The sequence below is a fragment of the Micromonospora sp. NPDC005174 genome (genome assembly GCF_040608495.1).
Lineage (GTDB): Bacteria > Actinomycetota > Actinomycetes > Mycobacteriales > Micromonosporaceae > Micromonospora.
The window spans coordinates 64,930-81,281 of sequence record NZ_JBEXIJ010000004.1 but is presented as its reverse complement, the minus strand read 5'-3'; the positions used below and the strand labels follow the sequence as shown (position 1 = coordinate 81,281).

Sequence of the window (16,352 nt, the reverse complement as noted above, 5' to 3'; positions counted from 1 at the left end):
TCCCAGTGCACTTGTCTGGGATTCGGAGGCTGTCTAGCGTCACACCATGGCTGACTCGTGGACCTTCGCCGTGGCCCGTGACGATCTCTCCCGGACCACGCTCGCCGACGGCAATGTGCCCGAGGTGCCCGACGGGGCGGCGCTGCTGCGCGTCGATCGGGTCGGCCTCACCGCCAACAACGTGACCTACGCCGTGCTCGGCGAGGCGATGCGCTACTGGGAGTTCTTTCCGCCCGGCCCGCAGGGACTCGATCCACAGTGGGGGCTGCCGCCGCTGTGGGGGTTCGCCGAGGTGGTCGCGTCGACGGTCGCCGGCGTCGAGGTGGGTCAACGCGTCTACGGCTACCTCCCTCCCGCCGGTCACCTGGTGGTCCGCCCGGACCGGGTGGACGCGTCCGGGTTCCGCGACGCGAGCGCGCACCGGGCCGGGTTGCCCTCGCCGTACAACGCGTACCGGGCGACCACCGGCGACCCGGCCTACCGGGCGGAGCAGGAGGACCTGCTGATCCTGTTCCGGCCGCTGTTCTTCACCTCCTTCATGCTGGCCGACCAGGTCGTCGACAACGACTTCTACGGTGCACGGTCGCTGGTGCTGTCGTCGGCGTCGAGCAAGACGGCGTACGCCGCCGCGTGTGAACTGCACGGCCGTGGCGCGCGACTCGTCGGGCTCACCTCGCCCGGCAACCTGGCGTTCACGCGCTCACTGGGTTGCTACGACGACGTCGTCACGTACGACGCGATCGACACCCTCGACGCGGTCGACACGGCGTACCTCGACCTGTCCGGCGCGCCCGCGACCAGGGCCGCGCTCCGCGATCACCTCGGCGACCGGCTCGTCCGGGACATCGCCGTCGGGCTCACCAACCAGACGCCCAACGCCGACGCCGCCGGGGAGGTCTTCTTCGCGCCCGTGCAGATGCGCAAGCGCAGCCAGGATTGGGGCCGCGACGGGCTCGACGAGCGGTTCACCGCCGCCTGGCAGCGGTTCGTCCCGATGGTGAGCGGGTGGCTCGACGTGCGGGTCGGCAACGGTCCCGAGGCACTGCGGCACGCGTGGCTCGACGTCCTCGCCGGTCGTACGCCCCCGCGGGTGGGTCACGTCGTCCAGCTCTGAGCGGACGCCGTTACGGGACGATCGCGTCCACGTAGCCGCCGTCGACCCGGACCGCCGCGCCCGTCGTCGCGGAGGCGAGCGGAGAGGCGAGGTACGTGACCATGTTGGCGATCTCCTCGGGCTCGATGAGCCGTTGGAGCAGCGACTGTGGCCGGTGCAGCCGCATGAACTCCCGCTGCGCCTCCTCCCACGGAAGGCTGTCACCCACGAGATCGGCCACCAGATCCTCCACGCCGCCGGTGTGCGTCGGCCCGGCCAGCACCGAGTTGACGGTCACGCCGGTGCCGGCGGCGGCCTTGGCGAAGCCGCGTGAGACGCCGAGCAGGGCCGTCTTCGAGACGCCGTAGTGGATCATTTCGGCGGGGATGACGACCGCCGAGTCACTGGCGATGTACTGCACCCGCCCCCAACCCCGTTCCATCATCGCCGGCAGGTAGGCGCGGGTCAGCCGGACGCCGGCCAGCACGTTCACCTCGAAGTAGCGCCGCCACTCGTCGTCCGAGATCTCCAACGCATCGGTCGGGCCGAAGACGCCGAGATTGTTGACCAGGATGTCGACGCTGGGCAGGAGATCGAGCGTCCGAGCCGTACCCTCGTCGGTCGACACGTCCGCGTCCACCTCGACCACCTCGGCGCCCGGGACCTCGTCGCGCAGCGCCTTCGCCGCGCGCTCGACCCCGGCGGCGGTACGACCGTTCACGGCCACGCGCGCGCCGGCCCGGGCGAGCCCGACCGTGATGGCCGCGCCGATGCCCTGGGTCGAGCCGGTGACCAGCGCGGTCCTACCGGCAAGATCGATCTGAACCGTCATGTCCGTCCCGTCCCGTTCTTTCGCACCACATCCGCTTACCGCATCCTCGACCGTAACGGTGCTGGGCGGACCCGGCAGGGTGAGTCGGGCAGGTCACGTCCGGCCGCCGCGACCAGTGTCCGGTCCGAGGAGAAAACCGTAATCTGGGCTGCCACCGCTCGTCTCCGATCAGGAGGCGGTCAGCGCGCACAGGCGCTGTTCGGGTCGAGCGCACAAGGAGTGGAACCCATGTCGTCAGCCGGTCGGGCAGTACCCGATCCCGGGTTGGTCGTCGCAGCTCGACAGGGCGACCGGCGCGCTCTCGACGACCTCGTGGCGGCTTCGCTTCCGCTGGTCTACAACATCGTCGGGCGTGCGCTGCGCGGCCACGCCGACGTCGACGACGTGGTCCAGGAGACCTTGGTACGGGTGATCCGGCACCTGCCCACCCTCAACGACCCGGAGGCGTACCGGTCCTGGCTCGTGGCGATCACCATCCGGCAGGTGCGCGACTGGGACCAGCGTCGGCGCGTCGCCCTCAACCGCGACGCCGGCCTCGACGTGATCCACAACGTGCCCGACCCCGCGTCCGACTTCGCCGGGATGACGATCCTCCGGCTCGGCCTCACCGACCAGCGTCGGGAAGTCGCCGAAGCGACCCGGTGGCTCGATCCGGACGACCAGGAACTGCTCTCGCTGTGGTGGCTGGAGGAGACCGGTGAGCTGACGCGCACCGAGATCGCCGAGGCGGCGAGTCTGTCACCGGGGCACGTCGCCGTACGCATCCACCGGATGAAGGAGCAGATCCAGAGCGCCCGCGGGGTCGTCCGCGCGCTGCACGAACGACCCGGGTGCCCGGACCTGCACGCCGTGACGGCCGAGTGGGACGGCACCCCGAGCCCGCTGTGGCGCAAGCGGTTGGCCCGGCACGTCCGTGACTGTGCGTTCTGCGGGCACCTGGGTGCCGCTTTCCTGCCGATCGACCGGCTGCTCGCGGGGATGTCGCTGCTGCCGCTGCCGGCCGGGCTCGGCGCCAAGATCCCGCACGCGGCGGTCGCCCCGGCCGCGCCGCATCCGGTCGGACCCCCCTCGAACGTCGTCGACCTGGCGGTGACCGCACCCAAGGGCCTGCTGCCGTCTCTCGCCGCATCGGTGGCGGTGGCGGTCGCCGCGATCACCGCGGTGGTGGTGCTCCTGCCGGCCGACCCGGCCGCCGCGCCACAGCCCACGCCCTCCTGGGCCGCCGCGCCACCCGCTTCGCCCACCGTCGTCGCCTCCCCGAGCAGGGCTCCGTCACCGAGCGTGCGTCCCACGCCGTCGAAGGCACCGGTCGTGCCGGCGGTCAGCTCCGCGCGCAAGGGCGTCGGGGTGTGGAACTTCGCCGGCGCGAGCCAGGCGTTGGCCAACTCGAAGGCCGGTTGGTACTACACCTGGGGCACCCAGCACCCCGGCATCACCACTCCGCGAGGCGCGACGTTCGTCCCCATGATCCGTAGCGCGGAGAACGTCAACGCCGGTGAGCTGGCGCGGGCCCGTGCCGCCGGGCCCTACCTGCTCGGCTTCAACGAGCCGGACCTGGGCGAGCAGGCGAACATGAGCGTCGAGCGGGCGCTGGACCTGTGGCCCCAACTGATGGCCACGGGCAGCAAACTGAGCAGCCCGGCGGTCGCCTGGGGCGGAGCGGACCCGCAGGGTTGGCTGGACAGATTCATGACCGGCGCCGAGGCCCGAGGTCACCGGGTCGACTTCATCGCCCTGCACTGGTACGGGGCCGACTTCACGACTACCGCTGCGGTGAACCAGCTACGGCAGTACCTGCAAGCCGTCTACCAGCGGTACAAGAAACCGATCTGGCTGACCGAGTTCGCGCTGATCCGTTACGACGGCGGGCGTCAGGTGTTCCCCAGCCAGGAGCAGCAGGCGGCCTTCCTCACCGCGGCCAGCGGCATGCTCGGCCAGCTCTCCTACGTGCAGCGGTACGCCTGGTTCGGTCTGCCCGCGACCGACAAGGACCGCTCCGGGTTGTTCAGCGACGGCACCAGAGTGACGGCGATCGGCCGCGCGTTCCAGGCCGCGCGCTGATGATCGGCACCGGGCTCAGGACGTCCGGCTGGCGGATCGCCGGCGTCGTCGTGACGGTGGCCGCGACGACGGTGGCCGTCGGCCTGACCCGGCACGCGGACCGCACCGACCGGCCCGCCGCGCTCCCGTCAGTTGCTGCCGCGCCTACCGCGTCCGTGCTCCTCAACGGCACCGACGACGCCTTCATCCAACTGCTGCTCCCGATGGACGACGGGGTGCTGGCGCTGATCGACCACCTCGACACCCGTCCGTCGGCCGCCGACCCTGCGTTGCGCGCCGTTCTCGGCGACATCCGGACGGCGCACCGAGCCGAGCTGGTGGAGCTGCGGAGGTTGTTGGCCGCGGGCAACGTCCCGGAGCAGAACATCCACGAGGGGCATCAGATGCCGGGGATGGTGACGGACGACCGCCTCGCCGAGCTGCGCGCCGCCCCCGAAGCCGAGGTGCCGTCCCGAGCCGTCGGTCTGCTCCGGGCACACCTCGAACAGACCGTCGTGCTGTGTCGGGGCGAGCAGAACGCCGGGGGCAGCCCGGAGGTGAAGGCGCTCGCCGGCCGGATCCAGACGACGCGAGCTGCCGAACTGAAGGCGCTGGCAGGTCGGCCCGGCGCGACCGGCGATGCGGACAACTGACCTGCACACCGCCGTGCGCAGCCCGATGCGGGCCGCCCATCGTGCCACGACGACCGGGTACGCGGGCAGCGCCCCACGGCGTCGTACCGGCACGACCGTGGCGCCCGGCGGGGGTGCCGCGACCACGCCGACGGCAGGTTGGCGCGGTGGCCACCGTCGTGCCGCCGGGCGCACCGCCCTCGTCGGCGCGACCGCTCTGGTGACTCTCGGGTGGCTCTTCGCGATCCTCGCCGCGCCGCACCTGACAATCTCCGCCGGCTGGCGGATGGTCGCTCTCTTCTGCCACCTGACGTGCCTGGTGGTGGGCTTCGGTGCGGTGTTGACTGTGGACTGGTTCAGTCTTCGCTGGATGGTGCGCCGTGAACAGCTCGGTGCCGTGCTGAACGCGGCGCGGGGAGCGCACCTGCTCATCTGGTTGGGCCTGGTCGGTCTCGTCGTCAGCGGCACGGCGCTGGGACCGGACATGTCCTCCGCGATGGTGTGGGTCAAGCTGCTCGCGGTGCTCGTGGTCGGCGTCAACGGGCTGTTCCTCGGCCGGGTGCGGGATCGACTCGTCGCGGTCCAGGGCCGCCCGCCCTGGTCCGCCCTGCTGCCCGGCGTCGTCGCCGCCGTCACCTCCCAGCTCGGCTGGTGGACCGCGACGCTTATCGGGTTCCTCAGCGCGAACCGCTGACCGCCGCCCTGCCGTCAGGCGGCCGTCGGGTGGTCGGCCTCGAACCGGGCGCGGGTGAGGAACGCGAGCTGCGCGCGCTTGTCCGGCATGTCGATCTCGGTGTCGAAGGTGAACCCCTCGATCACGAGGCGGCGCAGCGCGCGGTGGTTGCGGACGTCCGGCTCGACGACGATCCGCCGGGCGCTCGGGTCGCGGAACAGGAACCGGGCGAGGGCCGGACCAACCGCGTCGGTCAGGCCGCGGGCGAGGTGCCGTGGGGGGTTGAGCAGCAGGTGCATCCCGACGTCGCCGGGCTGTACGGCGTACCGCTCGCCGACCGGGTCGGCCTCGGGCTGGTAGCTCTGGAACAGGCCGACCGGCTCCCCGTCGACCCTGATCAGGTACGCGTGGTGGGTGGGCAGGCCGTCGACGAAGGCGTAGATCTCGCGGACCTGGTCGAGGCTGCGTGACTCCATCCCCCAGAACGAGTTGCGCGGCAGGGTGACCCAGCCGTGCAGGAGCGCCGTGTCCCGCTCGGGCACCACGGGCGTCAGCGCCAGCTCGCCGAGGCCGGTGATCTTTTCCTGGTATGTCATGCCGTGGTCCTTTGCTGAGGGGGTCGAGAGAGGGGCACGCGTTCCGTCTGCGGTTTAGGTAGGTTAGCCTGCCCTAACAAAGGTTCGCCTTACCTGGAGGGGTGCGTGAAACGGAACTGGGAAGCCCTGGTCCTCAAGGCCATGGGAGGCCGGGACTTTCAGTTGACGGTGCGGGCCACCGAGTCGGTGGACGGGCACTACCAGCGGCTACTCCTGGACGACGGTGGCCTGCTGGCGGCGTGCGGCGTCCACCCCACGATGTGGGTCCGACTGTGGTTCGACAACGACGGCCGGGCGCACCAGCGGGCGTACACACTCGTCGACCCCGACGCTGCCACCGGCCGGTTCAGCATCGAATTCGCCATCCACGACGGCTGCGCCGCGCGCTGGGCGACCACGGCGCAGGAGGGCGACACCATCGTCGCCACCGTGCAGGGCAGCGCCTTCGAGCTGCCCGACCCCGCACCGGCGCACCTCTACCTGGTCGGTGACGCCGCATCCCTGCCGGCCGTGAACAGCCTGCTCGACGCCGGCGCCGACATCCCGGCGACGATCTGGCTGGAGTACGCCCACGAGGGCGAGAAGGCCCTCGCGCCGCGCGCCCGGGCACACCACGACGTCACCTGGGTGCCCCGGAACGCCGACGGCCAGCACCTCGTGGACACCGTCCGCTCCGACCTGCCGGCGCACGACGCGGCCCACTACTGGGTCGCCTGCGAGGCCGCCACCACGCGGGGCATCACCCGACACATCCGACGGACGCTGGGCGTCGACAAGGACCGGCTGACCTCGCTCGGCTACTGGAAAGCCCCGTGAGAGGCCGACTCGGCACGCTGACCGCGCCGTACGTACGGGCGGCGGTGTGACGCTCACCCAACCGGCCGCCGTCCCCACGGTGGCGGTCCGGCCAGCACACCGCTGGCTCATCCTGGCCGTGCTCTGCGTCGCCCAGCTCGTCGTGGTGTTGGACAACACGATCCTGACCGTGGCGGTGCCGGTGCTCACCAGCGAGCTTGGCGCCAGCACCTCCGACGTGCAGTGGATGATCAACGCGTACGCCCTGGTGCTGTCCGGGCTGTTGCTCACGGCGGGTGCCGCCGCCGACCGGTACGGCCGCCGCCGGATGCTGCTCGCCGGTCTCGTCCTGTTCGGACTCGGCTCGCTGGTGGCGGGCCTCGCGGGCAGCAGTGGTCAGTTGATCGCCGCGCGGGCGGGAATGGGCGTCGGCGGGGCGCTGCTGGTCACGTCGACGCTCGCGGTGGCGATGCAGGTCTTCGACGGCCCCGAACGGTCCCGGGCCATCGGCATCTGGGCCGCCACCAGCGCGTTGGGCTTCGCGGTCGGGCCGCCGATCGGTGGCACCATCCTGGCCCACCTGCCCTGGGGTGCCATCTTCCTGCTGAACGTACCGATCGTGCTGGTCTGCCTGCTCGTCGGTCGGGCACTCGTGCCGGAGTCTCGCGGCACGGCCGGAGGTCGCCTCGACGTCTGGGGCGCCATCCTCTCCACCGCGGGGCTGACCGCGGTCGTCTTCTCGATCATCGCCGGGCCGGAGCGGGGCTGGGTGTCGACCGAGGTGATCGGCGCGGCCGTCGTCGGCGTACTCCTGCTCGGGTCGTTCGTCCGCTGGGAGCGGCGGATCGTCCACCCCATGCTGGACATGCACTTCTTCCGGGACCGGCGGTTCGTCGGCGCGGTCTCCGGCGTCGTCCTGATCACCTTCGGGGCCACCGGGGCGCTGTTCCTGCTGACCCAGCACCTCCAGTTCGTCCGGGGCTACCCGGCCTGGGAGGCGGGCCTGCGCATGGCTCCCTTCGCCCTGTCCATCGTGCTGCTCAACGTCACCGGCGTCGCCGCCGCCGTGATCCGCCGTCTCGGGTTGGCCACTGCCATCGCCGTCGGCATGACGCTGCTCGCGGGCGGCCTCGCGGTGGTGACCCTCGTGCCTGACGGCGGGTACGGGGTGCTGCTCGGTGGTCTGCTCGTCATGGGCATCGGCTGCGCCCTGGCCAACCCGGCGATCGTGGAGGCGGTGATGAGCGCGATCCCGGCCGAGAAGGCGGGCGCCGGGGCCGGGGTGGACGGGACGATGACGGAGGTCGGCAGCAGCCTCGGCATCGCCGTACTCGGCGCCGTGTTGAACGCCCGGTTCGCGGCGCTTCTGCCCGCCGCGCTGGCCGGCGCGGACTCGTTCCCGGCTGCGCTCGCCGCGGCGCAGGAGGGACCGCAGCGGGTAGCCGTGACGAGCGCCTTCGCCGCGGCGCTGGAGACCGGTCAGCTGGTCGGCGCGGCGGCGGTCCTGGCCGGTGGCCTGCTCGCCGCCGCGCTGCTGCGCCGCGCGGGTCCCCGGGAGCGGTCGGCGACTGCTGCTCGCTAGGCCGGCGGCTCGACCGCCTCGGCGAGCACTTCGAGCACGTGCCGGTACGGCTTCCCGGTGGCTCGGCTCATGCCCATCTCGCAGGTGCGGTTGCAGGAGGCGTACGCGTCGTGGTGGCGCTGGTTGACCTCGGCGGCCTGGGCGGCGGTGGCGCTCGCGGTGACCTCGGGGTGCAGGAGTCCCCGGTCACCGGCGAAGGCGCAGCAGCCCCAACTGTCCGGCACGGTGACCGTCTCGGCGACCGCTCCGGCTACCGTGCGCAGGTCGTCGATGCCGTCGAGGTGCACGGTGGAGCAGGTGGGGTGCAGCGCGAGCGAAGCGAGTCGCCGGGGCTCGGGCAGCGCCGGCAGCAGGTGCTGGGCGGTGAAGGTGACGCTGTCGACGAAGCGCAGCCCCGCGTACCGTGCCCGGTCCTGGACGGCGAGCGCGGCGGTCAGCTGCGCGAGGCCGTGCGTGCAGGACGACGCGTCACACACCACGGGCAGCCGCCCCTGGTCGCTGGCCTCCCAGAGCACGGCGAGGGTCCGCTCGGCCATCTCGCGGTGCCCGGCGGGGTAGCCCTTGGACTGCCAGGGCGTCCCGCAGCACAGACCCGCCGTGCCGTCCGGTACGACCACGGGCACCCCGGCCAGCTCGCACAGGCGCAGGAACGCCGCCGCCGAGCCACCGGACGAGCCGTCCTGGGCTGCGAACACGCTGCCGATGCAGGCCGCGAAGAACACCGCCCGGGCGTCCGACGAACTGCGCGGCGCGGGTCGGGGCGCGCCGGCACGTGGGATGTCGTCACTCCACTGTGGTACGAGTTCGGTGGCCCCGAGTGAGCGGATCACCCCGGTGGCGGCGCGGACCACCGGTGTCGGGGTGACGTGCGCGGCGTTCAGGCCGACCCGGACGCCGGCCACGGCGGTCTTCCAGTGCCGGGCGGCACCGGCGGCGGTGCGCTGGGCACGAGGGCTGTGCCGCTCGGCGCGCAGCCGTTTCATCGCGGCTCCCGTGTCGATGCCGACCGGGCAGGCGGTGACGCAGAGGCTGTCGGCGGCGCAGCTGTCCACCGCCGCGTACACGTAGTCGTCGGTCAACTGGCGGCGGCGCTCCTCGTCGCCGGCGGCGGTGGCCAGAGCGATCTGCCGTTGCAGCACGATGCGCTGCCGGGGCGTGGTGGTGACGTCGGCGGTGGGGCAGACCGGCTCGCAGTAGCCGCACTCCACGCAGGCGTCCAGCTCCTCGTCGACCGTCGGCACGGCCTTGAGCTGCCGCAGGTGCACGATCGGGTCGTCGTTGAGCAACACACCCGGGTTGAGCAGGCCGCTCGGGTCGCACAGCCGCTTGAGGTCGCGCATGACGTCGTACAGCTCGTCGCCGTACTGCCGACGGACGAAGGGCGCCATGGCGCGGCCGGTGCCGTGCTCGGCCTTGAGGGTGCCGCCCTCGGCGAGCACGAGGTCGACCATGTCGTCGGTGAACCGCGCGTAGCGGTCGACCTCGGCTGGCGTGTCGAACGACTGGGTCAGCATGAAGTGCAGGTTGCCGTCGCGGGCGTGTCCGAAGATGACCGCGTCGGTGTAGCCGTGCCGCTCGAACAGGTCGATCAGGCCGTCGCAGGTGCCGGTCAGGCGCGGCATCGGCACCGCGATGTCCTCCAGCAGGGCGGTGGTCCCGGGCGGCCGGGCCCCGGCGACGGCGGTGTAGAGGCCCTTGCGCAGATGCCAGAGCTTGGCGCGTTCGCGCGGGTCGCGGGTCAGTTCGGTGCCGCCGACGGCGGGCAGCCGGTCCAGCACGGGCCGCGCGTCGGCCAGCGTCGCGGCCAGGTGCTCCTCGCTGTCCTCGGCGAACTCCACGAGCAGCGCCGCGTGCCCGGTCACCGTCAGTCCGCGTAGGGCGGCGCTCGCGCCGGGGTCGCGCTGGCTGACCCGCAGCGCGGCCGCGTCCAGCAGTTCGGCGGTACGGGCACCGGCGGCGAGCAGGGCGGGCAGCGCGTCGGTGGCGTCGGTGAGGCCGGGAAGGACGAGCAGGCCGGTGGCGGCGTGCGTGTGGATCTCCACGGTCCGGAAGACCGCCTCGGCCACGAAGCCGAGCGTGCCCTCGCTGCCGATCATGAGGTGGGCGAGCATGTCCACCGGACTGCTGTGGTCGAGCAGCGAGTTCAGCCCGTACCCCATGGTGTTCTTCATGGCGAACAGCCGCTCGATCGTCGCCCGCGAGCCCGGGTCCGCGCGCACCCGGTCGCGCAGCCGCAGCAGCCCGGCGTGCAGGTCGGGCTCGGCGGCGCGCAGCCGCTCGTCGGCGTCGCGGGCGGCGGAGTCGACGACAGTGCCGGACGGCAGCACGAAGCGCAGGGACTCCATGGTGCGGTAGGCGTTGTCGGTGGTGCCGCAGGTCATCCCGCTGGAGTTGTTGGCGACCATGCCGCCCACCGTGCAGGCGGCCTCGCTGGCCGGGTCCGGGCCGAGCCGGCGGCCGTAGCGGGCCAGCCGGGCGTTCGCCTGCCGGATCGTCAGGCCGGGTTGGAGCCGGATGCGCCGCCCGTCGTCGAGCACCTCGGCGGTGCGCCAGTCGGTGCGGACGTCGACAAGCACGCCCGCGCCGCCGGCCTGACCCGCGAGGCTGGTGCCGCCGCCGCGCAGGGTCAGCGGCACGCCGGCCTCCCGGGCGCCGACCATCAACGCGCCCACCTCGGCCGCCGAGGCGGCGCGGACGACGGCCTGCGGCTCGAACAGGTACGGCGACGCGTCGTGGGCCACGGCCAGCCGACGGGGCAGCTCGGCGCTGACCCGACTCGGGTCGTCGATGCGCGCACGCAGCAGGTCGGCGACCTCGCGGGCGCGGACGTCGGCCGCGTTCGGCGCGGGAACGACGGTGCTCATGGCGGATCCTCCCGGGAAGAGGCGGTCAGTCGGACGCGACGATCAGCAGCCGGTTCGGGGCGGTGCCGGCCGGATCGGGTAGCCGCAAGGGCTGGCGACCGGGCGTGATGCTGCCGAGCACCGAGGGGTGCCGTGCGCCGGTGCCCGAGGGCAGGGTGCCCGGCAGCCCGTGCACGGTCAGGTAGCCCAGCAGCGCGAAGGCCAGCGCCTCCTTGGCGTCCGAGGCGACACCGACCTCGTCGCTGGACGTCAGGTCGACGTCGGGTAGCTCGTCGACGAGCATGCCCATCAGGGTCGGGTTGTGCGCCCCGCCGCCGGAGACGACGAGCCGGGTGACGCCGTGCGCCCGGCAGGCGTCGGCCACCGTCACCGCCGTCAGCCGGGTGAGCGTGGCCAGTACGTCCCGCGAATCCGGGGTGGGCGCGTCAGCCAGCGCGGCGAGCAGGTACGGCAGGTGGAACAGTTCCTTGCCGGTGCTCTTCGGGCCGGGCAGCCGGTAGTACGGCTCGTCGAGCAGCCGTCGCAGCAGCGCCGGGTCGACCTGCCCGGCCGCTGCTCCTCGCCCGTCCCGGTCGTACTCCTCGACGCCGCCGCTGAAGTGGCGCACGGCGGCGTCGAGGAGCGCGTTCGCGGGGCCGGTGTCGAACGCGAGAGGCTCGGCGTCCGGCGCGACGACGGTGATGTTGGCGATTCCGCCCAGGTTGAGAGCGGCCGGAACGCCGGGCAGGCCGCGCAGCAGCAGCGCGTCGAACAGGGCGACCAGCGGTGCTCCCTGACCACCGGCCGCGACGTCGCGGCTGCGCAGGTCGGCCACGACCGGCAGACCGGTTGCCTCGGCGATCCAGGCCGGCTGGCCCAGTTGCAGGGTGCCCCGGACCACGCCGTTCTCCACCCAGTGGTGCATGGTCTGGCCGTGCGAGACCACCAGGTCGGCCCGGCCGTCGCACAGCTCGGCGAGAGCCCGTACACCGGCCTCGGCGAACGCCTGGCCGATGCCGGTGTCCAGCACGCAGATCGCCTCGGTGGTGGTCGGCGCGGGTGGCAGGGCGGCGGCGATGCGGGTGCGCAGCTCGTCGGGGTACGGGTGGCTGAGCCGACCCAGCGGGCGCATCCGCAGGGTGTCGCCGTCCAGCTCGAACTCAGCGGCGGCGGCTTCGATGCCGTCGTACGAGGTTCCGGACATCAGGCCGAGCACGCGCATCACGGCCTCCTTCACGCCCGGCTCACGGGAGTCGCCGTTGCCTCGTCGTCATCGGCGACGCGGCGGTGGTCGTACGGCGTCTCCGGTGCGGCGTGGAAGCGGCTCGACACCGCGCCGACGACCAGGGTGATCAGGACGCCGATCGGCACCAGCCACTGTGCGGCGATGGCGGTCGCGGTGGTGGTCCCGGCCGTCGTCACGTCGATCTTGACGAAGCGGACGATGTAGGTCATCACCGCCACCGTGACGAGGAAGGCGATCACCGCGTCGACCTGGTTGGCCCGCTTGACGAGGCGGCCGAGCAGGAAGGCCCCGAGCAGCGCCCCGTAGGTGTAGCCGGCGATGGTCAGACCGGTCAGGTAGACGTTTCCGGTGCTCGAGCTGAACGCGCAGGCGAAGATCGCCATGAACACCGCCCAGACCAGGGTCATCACCCGGGCCAGCCGGAGCATCACGTCGTCCGACGGCACCTTCTTGAAGAAGCTGTGGATGAAGTCGGCGACCGTGGAGTTCGACATTGAGTTCAGCGCCGACGACAGCGATCCCATCGCCGCGCCGAGGATGCCGGCGACCAGCAGGCCGGAGATGCCCACCGGCAGGGCGTGCAGGATGAAGTTCGGGTACAGGTTGTCGGTGCTGTTCAGGCCGAGTTCCTTGAAGGTCTGACCCTTGTTGTACGACCACAGCAGGGCACCGACCAGCGAGAACGCCGCGAACTGGATGACCACGAAGATGCCGGAGGAGACCATCGCCAGTTGACCCTCACGAAGCGTGCGGGTCGACAGGATGCGCTGGACGATGAGCTGGTCCGACCCGTGACTGGCCATCGCGAAGATGGCGCCACCGATGATCGCGGTCGGCAGGGCGAACGGGCTGGTGAGCACGTGCGCCAGGTTGAAGTTGGTGTCGAAGAGCTGGAACTTGCCGGCGTCCAACGCCTGCGAGTAGCCGTCGAACCCGATGGCGTGGCTGAGCACCGCGATGGCCAGGATCGCCCCGCCCAGGTAGAGGCCCATCTGGATGGCGTCGGTCCAGATGACCGCCTTGATGCCACCGAGGTAGGTGTAGACCACCGTGATCAGGGTCAGCACGATGATGATCGCCTGGTAGCCGACGTTCAGCCCGAACTCGTCCAGGAGCAGCTTGATCGGGATGGCCGAGGCGAACAGTCGTACGCCCTCGGCGAGCAGGCGGGTGAAGACGAAGGTGACCGACGCCAGGCCCTGGAGTTTCAGGCCGAACCGCTCACCCAGGTACTGGTAGGCGCTGACGAAGCCACCCCGCTTGTAGAGCGGGATGAGTACCGCCGCCACCACGACGCGACCGATGACGTAGCCCAGGGCCAGTTCGACGTTGCCGAAGCCCTGACTGCTGTAGGCGCCACCGGGCACGCTGATCACCGTCAGGACGCTGGTCTCGGTGGCGACCACCGAGAACGAGACGGTCCACCAGGGCAGCTTGCCCTCGCCCACGAAGTAGTCCTTGGACGACTTCTGTTTGCCGGACAGACGCAGTCCGACGGCGGCGATCACTACGAGGTACAGCACGATCACGACAAGGTCGAGTTGACGCACGGCTCACTCCCAACCAGCGGGGTTGTCAAAAAATGACGTTGGCCCACACTATCGCGAAACTTTTTGCCAGTGCCCCTCCGGCCTGGTTACGCTGTGGTCTCAGCCTGCTGATGCGAGCGGACGCGAGGCCCGAACGGCGCGTTGCCGACCGAATCTCAACGATTCGGTACGCGCCGCCGAACTGGTCAGGGAGCACTCGCCCGGTCGGCGACTGAGACACCAGCGAGAGGAACGAACACCCCGTGGACCTCAGCACCCTCGGCACCGAGACCCGCAACGACAAGACCACCGACCTCGACCGGATGTCACCCACCGAGATGCTCCTCGCGATGAACGACGAGGACCGTACGGTCGCGGACGCCGTCCGCCGGGCCGTGCCGGACATCGCGGCCGCAGTCGACGTCATCGTGGCTTCGCTGCGCCAGGGAGGTCGGTTGATCTACCTGGGCGCCGGCACCAGCGGCCGGATCGGCATGCTCGACGCCGTCGAGTGCCCGCCCACCTTCGGTACGCCGCCCGAGCGGGTCATCGGTCTGCTCGCCGGCGGGGCGGGCGCCTTCGGTGTCGCCGTCGAGGGTGCCGAGGACGACCCGGCCCGTGCCGTCGCCGACCTCGACGCGGCCGGCCTCACCGACCGCGACACGGTGGTGGGGCTCGCGGCCAGCGGTCGTACCCCCTATGTGGTGGGTGGGCTGGCGCACGCCCGCGCACGCGGAGCGGCCACCGTCTCGGTGGCCTGCAACACCGACGCGGTGGTCAGCCGGCACGCCGATGTCGCCATCGAGGTGCCCACCGGTCCCGAGGTGCTCACCGGCTCGACCCGGCTCAAGGCCGGCACCGCCGAGAAGCTCGTCTGCAACATGCTCTCCACCGTCACGATGGCCCGGCTCGGCAAGGTCTACGGCAACCTGATGGTCGACATGAACGCCACCAACGAGAAGCTCGTCGACCGGGCGCGCCGGATCGTCGCGGAGGCCGCCGAGACCGACCTCGACACGGCCGCGCGGGCGCTCGCCACGGCGCACGGCCACGCCAAGACGGCCATCGTGCTGCTGCTCGCGCACTGCACGGCCGAGGAGGCCGCGGCACGGCTGCGTGCGGCCGGGGACGACGTCCGGGCCGCCGTCGCGGCCTGAGGGCCAGCGGTCAGCGGCTGACGTACGCGGCCAGGCCGCCGAGTTCCTCGCTGGCGATGAACACCGACCGCACGTTGAGGATGGCCTCCTCGACGTGGGCGTCGCAGCCCCAGGCCGAGTCGCCCCACGAATCGGCGATCTTGATCTTGGCGGATGCGGAGCAGCCCTGGACACCGCCGAGCTGACAGTGCTCCGGGTGCGGTCGGGCGGCCTGCGCGGCCGCGGCGGCACGAATCCGGTCGGCGAGTTCCGCGGCGGTGGCGGCCCGCTGCTCCGCCTCGGCGCGTAGCTGCCGCTCCGCGCGTACCGCCCTGGCCAGGTCCTCGTGGGCCTCCCTGGCACGTGCCTCGGCGGCGGTCTTCGCCTGCTCGACCCGGTGACGCTCGATGGCCAGGGCCGCGGTGTCGGCGAAGACCCGGGCCAGAGCCAGGTCGGTGTCCTGTGGAACCCGCGGCGTGCGGTGGTACATGGCGAAGGTGCCCAACAGGCCGCCGTCACGGGCCAGGATCGGCATCGACCAGCAGGCGGCGAGACCGGCCCGCTCGGCCAGCTCGCGGAAGTCCGCCCAGAAGGGGTCGACGGCGATGTCGGTGACGATGACCGGCTCCCGCCGGTGCGCGGCGGTGCCGCACGAACCGACACCCTCACCGGTGGCGATCCCGTCGATGGCCTGGTTGTAGAACTCGGGCAGGCTCGGCGCGGCCCCGTGCCGCAGGTGCCGGCCGTCCGCGTCGGCGAGCAGCACGGAGACGAGCACCTGGTCCGGTGCCAGGTTCTCGATGCAGCGGGCCATCCCGTCCAGCACCTCGGCCAGGGGCGCCTGACGCGCGATCTGCTCCAGCATGGCGCGGTGCTCGGCCATCAGCCGCTGGGCGTGCTTCACCTGAGTGATCTCCACGCCGATCACGCGGATGCCGGTGACCGTGCCGTCGAGGTCGCGGCGGGGCTCGTAGGTGAAGTCGAAGAACGCCTCGCGTGCCTGCGGGCCGGTGCCCAACACGATCCGGGCGTCGCGGCCGGTGTACGCCTCACCCGTGCGGTAGACCTGGTCGAGCAGAGTGATGAAACCCTGCCCGGCCAACTCGGGCAGCAGTTCGGCGACCGGACCCCCGATGCGTGCGCGTTCCTCACCGATGGCGGCGAAGAACGCCGGGTTGGCCGCCTCCACCACGTGCGTCGGCCCCACGAGCGACGCGAACACCGCGATGGACTGCCCGAACAGCGTCCGCAGATCCTCCTGCGCCGCCTGCCCGGCGTCCCCTGATGGCACGGCGGTCGCCCGCTGGTCCGGTACCGCCGTCATGGTGTGGTCGTCCCTCTCCGTAAGGCTTTTC

At 71.9% G+C, this 16,352-nt stretch carries 13 protein-coding genes; 7 read left to right on the top strand and 6 right to left on the bottom strand.

The annotated features are described in order from the left end of the window. The first annotated feature begins 46 nt into the window (after positions 1–46). On the top strand, positions 47–1,114 hold the full coding sequence (locus ABZU91_RS06795) for a DUF2855 family protein (protein ID WP_355235044.1): 1,068 nt from the start codon (positions 47–49) through the stop codon (positions 1,112–1,114). A 10-nt stretch (positions 1,115–1,124) separates the two neighbouring features. Here ABZU91_RS06795 and ABZU91_RS06790 read toward each other — a convergent pair whose 3' ends face one another. After that, on the bottom strand, positions 1,125–1,925 hold the full coding sequence (locus tag ABZU91_RS06790; protein WP_355235041.1) for an SDR family oxidoreductase: 801 nt from the start codon (positions 1,923–1,925) through the stop codon (positions 1,125–1,127). 228 nt (positions 1,926–2,153) lie between these two features. On the opposite strand from ABZU91_RS06790, the gene ABZU91_RS06785 reads away from it, so the two are divergent. Genes ABZU91_RS06785 through ABZU91_RS06775 form a run of 3 tightly spaced genes read left to right on the top strand, consistent with a single transcriptional unit; the run spans position 2,154 to position 5,291 of the window. After that, positions 2,154–3,986: a sigma-70 family RNA polymerase sigma factor gene (locus tag ABZU91_RS06785; protein WP_355235038.1), complete on the top strand. Its 1,833-nt coding sequence runs from the start codon at positions 2,154–2,156 to the stop codon at positions 3,984–3,986. After that, a complete protein-coding gene (locus ABZU91_RS06780; protein WP_355235035.1) occupies positions 3,986–4,618 on the top strand; it encodes a DUF305 domain-containing protein in 633 nt (210 codons plus the stop codon). Before ABZU91_RS06785 ends, ABZU91_RS06780 begins: the two co-directional genes overlap by 1 nt. Continuing rightward, positions 4,605–5,291, top strand: coding sequence for a hypothetical protein (locus ABZU91_RS06775; protein ID WP_355235032.1), 687 nt, complete (start codon positions 4,605–4,607; stop codon positions 5,289–5,291). The genes ABZU91_RS06780 and ABZU91_RS06775 overlap by 14 nt, the downstream gene beginning before the upstream one ends. Before the next feature lie 14 nt (positions 5,292–5,305). On the opposite strand, the gene ABZU91_RS06770 is transcribed toward ABZU91_RS06775, so the two are convergent. Next, positions 5,306–5,866, bottom strand: coding sequence for a GNAT family N-acetyltransferase (locus ABZU91_RS06770; RefSeq protein ID WP_355235029.1), 561 nt, complete (start codon positions 5,864–5,866; stop codon positions 5,306–5,308). Between the two features lie 105 nt (positions 5,867–5,971). On the opposite strand from ABZU91_RS06770, the gene ABZU91_RS06765 reads away from it, so the two are divergent. Next, positions 5,972–6,682, top strand: a complete 711-nt coding sequence (locus ABZU91_RS06765; protein WP_355235026.1) for a siderophore-interacting protein — start codon at positions 5,972–5,974, stop codon at positions 6,680–6,682. A 46-nt stretch (positions 6,683–6,728) separates the two neighbouring features. Next, entirely contained in the window at positions 6,729–8,243 is a 1,515-nt protein-coding gene (locus tag ABZU91_RS06760; RefSeq protein WP_355235023.1) for an MFS transporter, read from the top strand. Here ABZU91_RS06760 and ABZU91_RS06755 read toward each other — a convergent pair. The 3 genes from ABZU91_RS06755 to ABZU91_RS06745 are packed head-to-tail and all read right to left on the bottom strand — an operon-like array spanning position 8,240 to position 13,882. After that, entirely contained in the window at positions 8,240–11,107 is a 2,868-nt protein-coding gene (locus ABZU91_RS06755) for an FAD-binding and (Fe-S)-binding domain-containing protein (protein ID WP_355235021.1), read from the bottom strand. The two genes, ABZU91_RS06760 and ABZU91_RS06755, sit on opposite strands and share 4 nt — an antisense overlap. Positions 11,108–11,132: 25 nt before the next feature. After that, positions 11,133–12,308: an anhydro-N-acetylmuramic acid kinase gene (locus ABZU91_RS06750; protein WP_355235018.1), complete on the bottom strand. Its 1,176-nt coding sequence runs from the start codon at positions 12,306–12,308 to the stop codon at positions 11,133–11,135. An 11-nt stretch (positions 12,309–12,319) separates the two neighbouring features. After that, the gene (locus ABZU91_RS06745; protein ID WP_355235015.1) at positions 12,320–13,882 is read right to left on the bottom strand and encodes a sodium:solute symporter; all 1,563 of its coding nucleotides are present in this window, start codon (positions 13,880–13,882) and stop codon (positions 12,320–12,322) included. Between the two features lie 242 nt (positions 13,883–14,124). Here ABZU91_RS06745 and murQ point away from each other — a divergent pair, with 242 nt between their 5' ends. Further along, positions 14,125–15,018 carry an N-acetylmuramic acid 6-phosphate etherase gene (gene murQ, locus ABZU91_RS06740; protein WP_355235012.1) on the top strand — a complete coding sequence of 298 codons (894 nt, stop codon included), beginning with the start codon at positions 14,125–14,127 and terminating at the stop codon, positions 15,016–15,018. A gap of 10 nt (positions 15,019–15,028) precedes the next feature. Here the strand turns inward: murQ and ABZU91_RS06735 are convergent, their stop codons facing one another. Continuing rightward, positions 15,029–16,321 carry a GAF domain-containing protein gene (locus tag ABZU91_RS06735; protein ID WP_355235009.1) on the bottom strand — a complete coding sequence of 431 codons (1,293 nt, stop codon included), beginning with the start codon at positions 16,319–16,321 and terminating at the stop codon, positions 15,029–15,031. Positions 16,322–16,352: the final 31 nt, after the last annotated feature.

Excerpts from the sequence above, each read along its gene's own strand:
- ABZU91_RS06795 (WP_355235044.1), top strand. The coding sequence starts at position 47 with ATGGCTGACTCGTGGACCTTCGCCGTGGCCCGTGACGATCTCTCCCGG.
- ABZU91_RS06790 (WP_355235041.1), bottom strand. The coding sequence starts at position 1,925 with ATGACGGTTCAGATCGATCTTGCCGGTAGGACCGCGCTGGTCACCGGC.
- ABZU91_RS06785 (WP_355235038.1), top strand. The coding sequence starts at position 2,154 with ATGTCGTCAGCCGGTCGGGCAGTACCCGATCCCGGGTTGGTCGTCGCA.
- ABZU91_RS06780 (WP_355235035.1), top strand. The coding sequence starts at position 3,986 with ATGATCGGCACCGGGCTCAGGACGTCCGGCTGGCGGATCGCCGGCGTC.
- ABZU91_RS06775 (WP_355235032.1), top strand. The coding sequence starts at position 4,605 with ATGCGGACAACTGACCTGCACACCGCCGTGCGCAGCCCGATGCGGGCC.
- ABZU91_RS06770 (WP_355235029.1), bottom strand. The coding sequence starts at position 5,866 with ATGACATACCAGGAAAAGATCACCGGCCTCGGCGAGCTGGCGCTGACG.
- ABZU91_RS06755 (WP_355235021.1), bottom strand. The coding sequence starts at position 11,107 with ATGAGCACCGTCGTTCCCGCGCCGAACGCGGCCGACGTCCGCGCCCGC.
- ABZU91_RS06750 (WP_355235018.1), bottom strand. The coding sequence starts at position 12,308 with ATGCGCGTGCTCGGCCTGATGTCCGGAACCTCGTACGACGGCATCGAA.
- ABZU91_RS06735 (WP_355235009.1), bottom strand. The coding sequence starts at position 16,321 with ATGACGGCGGTACCGGACCAGCGGGCGACCGCCGTGCCATCAGGGGAC.